This is a genomic window from Novosphingobium sp. CF614 (assembly GCF_900113255.1).
Classification (GTDB): Bacteria; Pseudomonadota; Alphaproteobacteria; order Sphingomonadales; family Sphingomonadaceae; genus Novosphingobium.
Genome location: NZ_FOOR01000042.1, coordinates 1 through 10,204, shown reverse-complemented (window position 1 = coordinate 10,204; position 10,204 = coordinate 1). Strand labels below are relative to the sequence as shown.

Genomic DNA, 10,204 nt, shown 5'->3' with positions numbered 1-10,204 from the left:
GGTTCCAAACCGTCAGGCCGCGTTAGCGACCTGAACCAGCCGCTTTGAGCGGCTCACATCGTAAAGCCCCCGGCTCTGCCGGGGGATACTTACTGTCCACACGCCTTAATAGCGAGGGCGTAGCTATGGGAGGAATCCGCCACACGGCGGGTTCTGGCAGCCAACGACTGCTACCTGATGCCGACTTCCCCAAACCGTTGCCCGATAAACCCTTCGAGCCCGGCTATCACCGCGCCTCAAGGAGGCTTTTTCCGCACCCTGCAAATGTTCAGCCCACGGGCTGCTCGACTGAAGCTCCCGGCTTCGGCGGCGGCTATCAAATAGCGAAGCTGACGCAACTCGATCATTACTCTATTCGCGAGGTATGCCGTCGCGCGCCAACATGCAGAGCAGCAGAGCCGTCAAGCTGCTGCGTTCAGCCAAACTCTGCACGATCAGATATTCTTCGTGTGAATGTATTGCTCCGCCGCGAACCCCCATCGTATCGACGACAGGCACGCCGCATGCGGCAATATTGTTGCCGTCGCACACGCCGCCCGATGCCTTGAGACCGATATCCTGTCCCAAAAGTCGGCCACAGCGCTGTACGAGCGTGGACAGCGCCACCGTGCGACCATCCATCGGTTTGGGCGGTCGGGCGAAGCTGCCGTGAATATAGACGGCCAGGTTCCGCTTCCGGGCCACCTCATCGATTATGGCGCGCAGCGTGGCTTGTGCGGCTTCTTGATCCTCTGCCGTCCGCGGCCGGATATTGACGCGCAGGATCGCATGGTCCGGCACGATGTTGTTGGGCGCGCCGCCATCGATGCGCGCGGGATTGATGCTGAGGCCATCCCGCACGAGCCTCTCCAGTTCCAAGGCGATTTCGGCGGCTGCCAGCACGGCATTGCGGCCATCCTGCGGATTGCGCCCGGCATGGGCGCTGCGCCCCGCCACCACCACGGAGAAGTTGCCGCTGCCCGGCCGGTCTCCAGCCAGCGTGCCGTCGGGCAAGGCGGAGGGTTCGTAAAGTAAATGCCGCCTGCTTGCACTGTGCCGCTTCCCTCAACAATGCGGCCGATCCCGGTGATCCGATCTCCTCGTCGCTGTTGAGCACGACTTGATAGCCGACGCGATCCCGTAGTGGCGACATTTCGAACGCGCCGAGCGCGGCCAGCATGATGGCCAAGCCGCCTTTCATGTCCGCGACGCCGGGGCCGTTCAACGTGTCGTTGTCCAGCCAGGTGCATTGCTGAAAGCTGCTTTCTGCCGGGTAGACGGTGTCCATATGCCCTGTGAACAGCAACTGCAACGGTGCATCCGGCCGCACTGTCAGCAGGATGTTGTCCCCCAGCGGCAAGATTTCTTCCCGCCCGTCAGGCAAAATGGTCGTGGATGGGGCAGCAGGCAGCCGCTGCAGATCGCCAGGGAGCGCGGAGAAGGCGTCCGCCAATTCTCCCGCAACGCGCGAAAGTCCTTTGCTATTATGCGAACCGCTGTTGATGCCAGCCCATGCCAGTGTCCAGTCGAGTGTCGGCGCGCCAGCGGCCGCCTCCAGCACGTCCCGATCCTGAGGCTCCCTGCAATGGAAGACATCAGCCCAAGCCCGGGATGGCGAGTGTCTCGATGCTTTGTGCCTCGAAGCTGGCGATGGGAAAGGCGCAGTAGTCGGCCGCATAGTAGGCGCTCGGCCGGTGGTTGCCGGATTCACCCAATCCACCAAAGGGCATGGAAGAGGCTGCACCCGTAGTCGGCCGGTTCCAGTTGACTACGCCCGCCCGCACCCTGAGGGCAAAACGTGCCCACAAGTCCGGATCGGCCGAGACCAGCCCGGCGGACAGGCCAAAGCGCGTTGCGTTGGCTTCTTCGATCGCCGCATCGAAATCGGCGGCACGCCGGATCTGCAGAACCGGCGCAAAAATCTCCTCGTCGGGAACCGCGGCGGCGTCGGTCGTCAGGATGACGGGCGTCATGAAAGCATCGGGTCGTTCGGAATGACGTTCCTCGGCGAGCAGGATGCGGACGCCCGCGGTCAGTAACCCCCCGATGGCTTTGCGCGCGGTCATGGCGGCTTGGTCCGAAACGAGCGGCCCCATGAAGGCTTCCTCCGGCGCGTTCCATGCGGCGATCGGCAGTGCGCGGGCGAGGTCCACGACAGCTTCGACGATCCGGTCTCCCACGACGCCAGCGGGCACGATCAGCCGGCGCGCGCAGGAACAGCGCTGGCCGGTGGTGACGAAGGAGGAGTGGGCGACCAATGCGGCGATCGCCTCGGGATCGCCGTCCCAGGCGACGAGAGGATTGTTGCCGCCCAGTTCAAGCGCGAGTAGCACGGATGGACGGTCAACGAACATGCGCCGGAAATGCATGCCTGCCGCCGCCGAACCGGTGAAGAGCAGACCATCGATGTCCCCACTGAGCAGTGCCGCGCCGGTGACACGGCCGCCCTGGATCACCTGCAGCGCGTCCTCGGGCAAGCCAGCGCCGCGCCATGCGACCCGCATCCGCTCTGCGGTTGCAGGAGCTTCCTCGGACGGCTTGAATACCACGCAGTTGCCCGCAAGCAGCGCAGGGACAATGTGACCATTGGGTAAGTGGCCAGGGAAGTTGTACGGGCCGAGCACCAGCATCACGCCGTGCGGACGGTGGCGCAAAACAGCATGGCCAAAAGGCATGACCTGATCTCGCGTCCCGGCTCGCTCGGCCTGGGCGGCGATCGAAATCTCCACCTTGCCGATCATGGCGGCGACTTCCGCCCGGCTTTCCCACAGCAACTTTCCGGTCTCTCGTGAGATGGTCTCGCTCAAACCGTCGCTGTCGGCTTTCAGTGCCTCTGCATAACGACGAGCGATCGCTACACGCTCCTCAAGCGGTGTCGCCGACCAATGGAAAAAGGCGTCCCTGGCGCGGGCCAGCGCTTCGGCGCAAGTCTGGGCTCCTGCGACAGGGCCTTCCCACACGACGTCGTGCGTTGCCGGGTCTATCGAGCGAAAGAAGTCGGTCATGAGCAGATCCGGATGCGGGCGCCGTCGCCGATCTGAAGCAGGCTGGCGCTGTTGTGGGAAAGGATGGCTTCCTCGCTATGGAGGCGAACCGGCACGCGAACGGCCCGAAACCTGGCAATGCCGTCTGTGGAGGCTAGCATGGGCAGGGCATCCTGGTCCTGGTCGACGCCGTCCGCGATTCGAGCCTTGACCGTGCGGGCATCGGCAACGGTGCGGATGGTATCGCGGCGGCAGGTCATCGTCGGGCCGCCATCGAAGATGTCAATGAGGCCGGACCTGGAGAAGCCCTCCCGCTCCAGTAGGTGAAGAGCGGGAATGCCGTGGCGGTGCACCGCGCCGATGGCCTCGCGCGCCGCACTATCCACCAGTTCCACATAGATGGGATGGCGGGGGGCAAGGTCGAGAATGAACTGGCCGTCGGTCCCGGTAATCATTCGGTCCGCTTCCTCGAACGGCAGGCGGAAGAACTTGCTGGCGATGCCGTCCCAGAAGGGGCTGTTGTCTGCATCGTCGAACCAGCCTCGCAGTTCCGACATGATGGTTTCGCTGAAGCGCTCCTTTTCGGCACCCATCAGCATGTAGCGTGCTCGCGCCAGCAGGGAGCCGGCGCCGGACTGGCGCTTTCCGGGGCGCAGGAACAACGATCCGACCTCGGACCATCCCGTACACTCGTTCACCAGCACCAGCGCCTGATGATCGAAGCGGGTCCCGATGGCGGAGGAATATTGCGCCAGGGTCATGATACGGAACGAGAAGTGGGGACGGTTGAACCCCACCATGCCCTTGATCCCCGCGACCCCGTCGATCCGGCCCGCCGTGACATCTTCCAGCATCAGCACGTACCAGGCGTCGGCCTTGTCGACCTTCCCGGCAAAGCTTGCCTCAGACAAGGCCAGCCGCTCGCTCAGCGCGATCCGGTCTTCAGGCAGGCTGGTGAACCCCCGCCCCGACAGGAAGGCGAGTTCCATCAGGGCATCGATATCCGCCGGAACAGCCGGGCGCACAACCAGCATCAGGCAGCCTCTGCGACAGCGGCGCGCGTCGCGGCGAAGGCTTGTTCGAGCCGCTTGAGCGCCTCATCGGCTTCCGCCCCGGTCATCAACAGCGAGGGCAGCAGGCGGACGCAGTTATCCCCGCCGCCCGCCACCAGCAGGCCATGGTCGCGCGCGGTCGCCATCATCTCGCGGTTGTTGGGAATGAGTTTCACCCCGATCAGCAGTCCCTTGCCGCGAACGTCGACGGCGATGTCGGGATAGTGCGCGGCAAGTGAGCGTAGCCCGTCATGCAGCCGCGCGGCGATGGTGCGGACATTGTCCAGCGTCGCTGCGCTGGCGATGAGATCGAATGCCGCCTTGCCCACGGCCATGGCCAGGGGATTCCCGCCGAAGGTGGAACCGTGCGTGCCGACGACCATGCCCTTGGCGGCGGCTGCCGTCGACAGGCATGCGCCCACGGGAAAGCCGCCGCCCAGCGCCTTGGCCACGGCCATGATGTCCGGCTCGACGCCATCGAACCACTGATGCGCGAACAGCTTGCCGGTGCGACCCATGCCGCACTGCACTTCATCATAGATGAGCAGCGTGCCGGTTTCGCTGCACAGGTCGCGCACCCGGCGCAGCCACGCCTCATCGAGCGCGCGGGCACCGCCTTCGCCCTGCACCGGCTCGACGATCACCGCGGCGGCGGTGGGCTGGCGGATTGCTTCTTCGATTGCCGCGGCATCATCGATAACAAGCTGGTGATACCCGGGCAGGCGCGGCCCGAACCCGTCGAGATAGGCGGGATTGCCCGACGCACTCACTGCTGCATATGTCCTGCCATGAAAGGAGCTGGCAAAACCGAAGATGTCGATCCTCTCGGGCTGGCCATTTGCGGCATGATATTTGCGCGCGGTCTTGAGTGCGCATTCGACCGCCTCGGACCCCGAATTGCCGAAGAAGACGACATCGGCGAAGCTGTTTTCCACCAGCCGGTGCGCCAGTTCCTCTTGCCCGGGAATACGGAAGATGTTGGAGACGTGCCACAGCTTGTGGGCCTGTTCGGTCAATGCCGCAACCAGTGCGGGATGCGCATGGCCCAGGCTGTTGGTGGCGATTCCCGCCACGCAATCGAGAAACACGCGTCCGTCGCGCGCGTGCAGCCACACGCCTTCGCCGCGTTCGACTTCCACCGGGGCGCGGTTGTAGACCGCCATCAGTTCGCTCGACATATCCTCGTTCACTCCATCATTCCGAAATCGACACGCCCCAGTGGAACCGGGGCGACAAGTTGCTGCAGGGCGCCGGCAAGCTGCCGCACGGGTGCGGGCACGAAGCGCGGGTAATGGGCGATGTTGCGCGGGCCGATGCCATGTTCGGCGCTGAAGCTGCCGCCATATTCGCGCACCACGGCATCGAATATGAGCGAGCGCGTGCGCTCCACCACGGTCCTGTCGACGGGGCCGGCGGCGCTGGGCCACACGAGATTGTAATGCAACCCGCCATCGCCGATATGGCCGAAGTCATGCGGCACCAGCATGGGCGCTTCCGCCTTCAGTCGCCCGGCCATGTCGTCACGAAAGCGCATCATGTCACCGCGCCGAAGCGCGATGTCGCAGGCGATCACCGTGCCGGAGGCGCGCAGTCCTTCAGGCACCGCGTGCCTGATCGCCCAGAGGCCATCGCGATGGTCGATCGCGACATCGATCACCGGCGCGCCGTCGCCATCCATGTATGGCTCCAGATCCACCGCCAGCCACTCTTCCAGCAGGGCCTCGTCGAGCACCGCACCAGCCGACAATTCGACCAGCACAACATAGTTCGGAATATTCGCGAAGGGCGATCGAAGGCCCGGCACGTGTTCCAGCGCGGCAGCGTAGGCCGGTCCACTCATCCCTTCAAAGGCCGAAAGCAGTGTGCCGAAGTCTCGCTCCAATGCCAGCAACAAGGGCAGGGCGAAAGCTGGCTCTCGAAGGGCAATCATCGCGGTGATGCGATGTCGGGGAAGCGGTTGGAGTGCCAATGTGGCCCGGGTGACGATGCCCATCGAACCTGCACTACCGACGAGCAATTGCTTGAGGTCTAGGCCAGTGTTGTTCTTCCAGAGCGGCGCCCCCAGCGTCATCGACGCGCCTTCGGCATCGGCGCGTACGAAATCGAGCGAGAGCAGGTTGGAGCGAACGTCACCGTAACGAAGCAGTCGGCTCCCGCCGGTATTCGCCGCGATCATTCCGCCGATCGCGGGGTCCGCGCCCAAGTCGATGGGAAAGAACAGGCCGTGTTCGGCCGCTGCGGCATTGAGCGCGGACAGGCGCACGCCCGCATCCACGGTCGCGGTGCGGTTCTCTGGATCAATCGCGATGTGGCGCGACAGCCGATCCAGATTGACGATCAGGCAGCCCCCATCCTCGGACGCCAATCCCGCGCCCGCAAGCCCGGTGCGCGCGCCCTGCACGACGATGCGAACGCCTCTTTCGGCAGCCAGATGAATCAGCGCGGAAACCGCGTCCGCGTCAACTGGCCGCACAACCGCCAGCGGCACTCCGTCGCCTTCGCCGCGGCCGTCGGTGCGATAGCCGGCCACGTCGCCCGCATCGATCAGGACGTTGGCTTCGCCGACGATCCCCGTCAGGCGCGCGATGAGTCCGTCGCGCGCGCTCATGCTGCCTTGGTCATGGAAAAGATCTGCGTAGCGTTTCCGGCGTCGAAGGTCAGGTCCAGTCGGCCGTTTGCAGGATCGATGTCGCGGCTGATGAACTCATGGAACGAGCCCGGCACCATCAGGCGCGCCTCTTCGCCCGAAGGCAGGATGAAGGCGCGTTCCACCATCCCGGCGCGGAAGGCGGTCTGACGCACGCGGCCGTTGCGCGAGATTTCCACTTTGTCCTTGATCGGACGGCCCTGCGCTTTCTGCCGCTCGGCAAGCGCCATGACATCGGGAACGCGGTCGGTGGCGTGATTGAAGGCGTTGCCCTCGGTGGCGATCCACGCCGCTTCGCCTGACTGCGCCTTCAAGGTCTCATAGTCGGCCAGCGGGGGCAGATCATGGTGTCGGTCGAAGGCGCCGGCGATCACTTTCAGCGCGTGGACCGCTTCTTCCACGCTCAGCGTTTCGCCCCCTGCAAAACGGTCGAGTGCAGCCTTGCTCACGCTGTCCAGCGGATCGCGCGAGGTACTGAACACGCGCATGGCGGCCTCGCCGAATGCTTGATCGAACTGATCGACATGCAGTTCGCTGACGAAGAACTGGGGGATCGTCTCGGGAAAGTTGCGATGGCAATAGGCTCGCCCGGTCATGCGCAGTGCCGGCAGGGGATAGATCGCGGCGACTTCGTAGCCCAGGGGTTCGAGAATGCGGCGGAACGCCAGTTCGCCGCGCGGTAAATCGCCTGTCCCGCCTTCGGCCATGCAGATGGTGCGCAAGGCTCCGTGGTCGAAGCAGATCCTCTCACCGCCCGCCCGGACATCGGCGACATAGGCGGCGGCGGCCGGAACGCGCTCCAGCACGTCGGCAAACAGCACGAGGTTGAGCGCGGCGGCGAATTCATCGCGCGAAACGTGTCCGCCAGTTTCTTGCTGACCGGGAAGCATGGGCGACAGCATGTCCAGCGTTGCCTCTGCGCGGCTGCGTCCAAGGACCTGCGAGGCGAGCGTTTCGACATTCTTTTGATGCATATAACTCATGATGATTCACTCCAGACTTGGCATATATCACTAATTTTGCTCCAATTGATGCCGAATCAAAACGCATAAGGATCATCTACAGATGATGAATCGGAATGGATGAAGGGCGCCGACTGCTGCCGCCAATGGCCGCGCTCACCAGCTTTGTCGCCGCCGCTCGCCATGGCGGATTTTCCCGCGCGGGCGAGCAGGTGGGACTGACGCAAAGCGCGGTCAGTCGGCAGATCGCGCTTCTGGAGGAGTGGCTGCAAATGCCTTTGTTCGATCGCCGCGGCAGGCGGGTGGCGCTCAACGCCGCGGGGCAAGCCTATGCGGATCAGGTCGGCCCCGCGCTCGACCGGATCCGGTCCGCCACGCGTCAGGCCTTGATGCAGCGCGGCGGGCGCGAGCTGACCATCGCCACGCTGCCCAGCTTCGGGATGCGCTGGCTGGCGCCGCGCCTGCCCGATCTTTCCGTGCACTATCCGGACCTGACCGTGAACTTCGCGGCCCGCTCCTTTCCCTTCGATCTGGTGGACGAAGGCTTCGACGGTGCGATCCACTTCGGCAAGCCCGACTGGCCCGACGCCTCGCATCTGTTCCTGTTCCGCGAGGAGGCTGTGGTCGTGTGCAGCGCGGACTGGATGCGCCGCAACGCCATTCGCGAACCACGCGACTTGATCGGCAAACCGCTGCTGTTCCAGGCGTCGCGCCGACAAGCGTGGCAGCACTGGTTCAGCAGTTGTGGCATTGACGATGCGACCGACATCAAGGGCGCGGTCTTCGAGCATTTCCTCATGCTGTCCCAAGCCGCCGCGGCCGGGGCCGGTGCGGCGCTGATCCCGCGCTTCCTGATTGGCCCCGAACTGGAAGCCGGCGCGCTGGTCATGCCGTTTAGCCAGGCCCTGTCGACGGATGAAGCTTATTACCTCGTTCGCCGCCAGGGTTGGGAAAGCCTTCCCGCGCTCGTAGAGTTCAGTAGCTGGCTGGAGGCGCAGGTGAAGGATCTGCGGGGCTAACCCTGGTTCCGATGCCCGGAGCATGGCGCAAGGTCCGTATCCGGGCGACGCTGGTGCCCTCATGGGAAGAGACCGCGTTGCCGTTTACTCGCTCGAACTTGTTCGACACCGATCGCCGTAGCGGCCACGCGATGGGAAACACCGTCGCGCTGCGCTCTCGCTCTGACTTTCTGGAACGCTTTGCGAAGCTGGCGCGAAAGGCTTTCGTTGACCTCTTCCTCGCTCCAAAACAGGCGCTGCAGGCCCTGAACCCATTCGAAGTAGGAGACGATGACGCCACCACTATTGCAAAGAATATCCGGAATGACGAACACCTCATCCCTGCGTTGATCAAGGACCGTGTCGGCAGCTGGCGTGGTGGGACCGTTCGCGCCTTCGGCCAGTATCCGGCACTTGATGCGTGCGGCCAGTTGATCGTCGATCACACGCTCGACCGCGCAGGGAGCCAGCACATCGCAGGGCCTGGTCAGAAGATCGACGGGATCGACAACCAGTTCATTGGACCAACCGGCCAGCGCGCCGTGCTCTCGGGCGTGGCGGACGAGATCCGGTATGGGCAGGCCGTCCGGGCAGTAATAGGCCACCGAGTGATCGCTGATCCCGATGACTTTGGCCCCCATCTCCTGATGAAGGATTTCGGCGGTCACGGAGCCGACATTGCCAAAGCCCTGGACGATCACGGTCGATCCGGAAGCTTCGAGCCCGACCGCCTTCATCGCTTCCGAAATCAAGATGCACACGCCCCGACCAGTCGCCTCCCGGCGTCCTTGCGTGCCACCCAGATTGACGGGCTTGCCCGTTACGACCTCGCTTGTTGTGTAGCCCTGATGCATTGAGTAGGTATCGACAAACCAACCCATCACCCGTTCGTCGGTGCCGATATCAGGCGCCATCACGTCGGTTTTCGGTCCCACAAAGGGGATCATTTCCTGCATGTAGCGCCGCGAGATCGCCTCGATCTCACGCGCGGACAGCTGGCGCGGATCGCAGTTGACACCTCCCTTGGCGCCCCCGAAGGGCAGATCTGCCAGGGCGCATTTCCAGCTCATCCAGATGGCCAGTGCGGCAACTTCGCCAATGTCGAGATTGGGGGCAAAGCGCGTACCGCCCTTGCCCGGGCCGCTTGTCAGATGGTGCTGCACGCGAAAGCCCTGGAAGACCTCGGTAGACCCATCGTCGCGGTGGATCGGCACCGAAACGGCGATTGCTCGCTTCGGGTAGAGAAGTCGCGTTCGTTCATCCAATGGAATTTCGAGAAAGTCAGCGGCACCATTGAACTGGTCTCTCGCCATGGAGAACACTGGTCCAGCGTAAAGGGCATTATTGCTCATAAATCCCAAAGGTAATCCCCCGGCTATGCCGGGGAGACCATCATAGTTTGACGTATCCGGGAACCCATCGCGACATTTGCTTTCGTGAGCCGCCAAGCACACGAAAGGAATGTCACGATGAGCGAGTACCAGAGTTTAAGCCACACGAGATGGGAGTGCAAATACCACGTTGTGTTCATCCCGAAGGGGCGTCGCAAAGTGTTGTTCGGTCAGATACGCAAGGAACTGGG

At 63.8% G+C, this 10,204-nt stretch carries 9 protein-coding genes and 1 pseudogene; 2 read left to right on the top strand and 8 right to left on the bottom strand.

The window, feature by feature from the left end:
- Positions 1-236 precede the first annotated feature (236 nt).
- The 7 genes and pseudogenes from BM052_RS19710 to BM052_RS18875 all read right to left on the bottom strand — a co-directional run bounded on the left by BM052_RS19710 (position 237) and on the right by BM052_RS18875 (position 7,645).
- A complete protein-coding gene (locus BM052_RS19710) occupies positions 237-347 on the bottom strand; it encodes a LysR family transcriptional regulator (protein ID WP_255406267.1) in 111 nt (36 codons plus the stop codon).
- A gap of 4 nt (positions 348-351) precedes the next feature.
- Positions 352-1,540 (bottom strand): annotated as a pseudogene (locus BM052_RS18900) (hydrolase).
- Positions 1,541-1,574: 34 nt separating this feature from the next.
- Positions 1,575-2,984 carry a succinylglutamate-semialdehyde dehydrogenase gene (astD, locus tag BM052_RS18895; RefSeq protein ID WP_091149404.1) on the bottom strand — a complete coding sequence of 470 codons (1,410 nt, stop codon included), beginning with the start codon at positions 2,982-2,984 and terminating at the stop codon, positions 1,575-1,577.
- The gene (locus BM052_RS18890) at positions 2,981-3,997 is read right to left on the bottom strand and encodes an arginine N-succinyltransferase (protein ID WP_091149403.1); all 1,017 of its coding nucleotides are present in this window, start codon (positions 3,995-3,997) and stop codon (positions 2,981-2,983) included. Before BM052_RS18890 ends, astD begins: the two co-directional genes overlap by 4 nt.
- Entirely contained in the window at positions 3,997-5,193 is a 1,197-nt protein-coding gene (locus BM052_RS18885) for an aspartate aminotransferase family protein (protein ID WP_218151587.1), read from the bottom strand. The genes BM052_RS18890 and BM052_RS18885 overlap by 1 nt, the downstream gene beginning before the upstream one ends.
- Before the next feature lie 8 nt (positions 5,194-5,201).
- The gene (locus tag BM052_RS18880; RefSeq protein ID WP_091149402.1) at positions 5,202-6,623 is read right to left on the bottom strand and encodes an FAD-binding oxidoreductase; all 1,422 of its coding nucleotides are present in this window, start codon (positions 6,621-6,623) and stop codon (positions 5,202-5,204) included.
- Positions 6,620-7,645: a 2-oxoadipate dioxygenase/decarboxylase family protein gene (locus BM052_RS18875; RefSeq protein ID WP_091149400.1), complete on the bottom strand. Its 1,026-nt coding sequence runs from the start codon at positions 7,643-7,645 to the stop codon at positions 6,620-6,622. Before BM052_RS18875 ends, BM052_RS18880 begins: the two co-directional genes overlap by 4 nt.
- Positions 7,646-7,740: 95 nt before the next feature.
- Between BM052_RS18875 and BM052_RS18870 the strand changes: the two genes are divergently transcribed.
- Positions 7,741-8,643: a LysR substrate-binding domain-containing protein gene (locus tag BM052_RS18870; RefSeq protein ID WP_091149398.1), complete on the top strand. Its 903-nt coding sequence runs from the start codon at positions 7,741-7,743 to the stop codon at positions 8,641-8,643.
- A gap of 59 nt (positions 8,644-8,702) precedes the next feature.
- Here BM052_RS18870 and BM052_RS18865 read toward each other — a convergent pair whose 3' ends face one another.
- A complete protein-coding gene (locus BM052_RS18865) occupies positions 8,703-9,974 on the bottom strand; it encodes a Glu/Leu/Phe/Val family dehydrogenase (RefSeq protein WP_091149397.1) in 1,272 nt (423 codons plus the stop codon).
- A 117-nt stretch (positions 9,975-10,091) separates the two neighbouring features.
- Here BM052_RS18865 and BM052_RS18860 point away from each other — a divergent pair.
- The coding region (locus BM052_RS18860; RefSeq protein WP_177198400.1) for a transposase at positions 10,092-10,204 on the top strand (113 nt) is incomplete at its 3' end.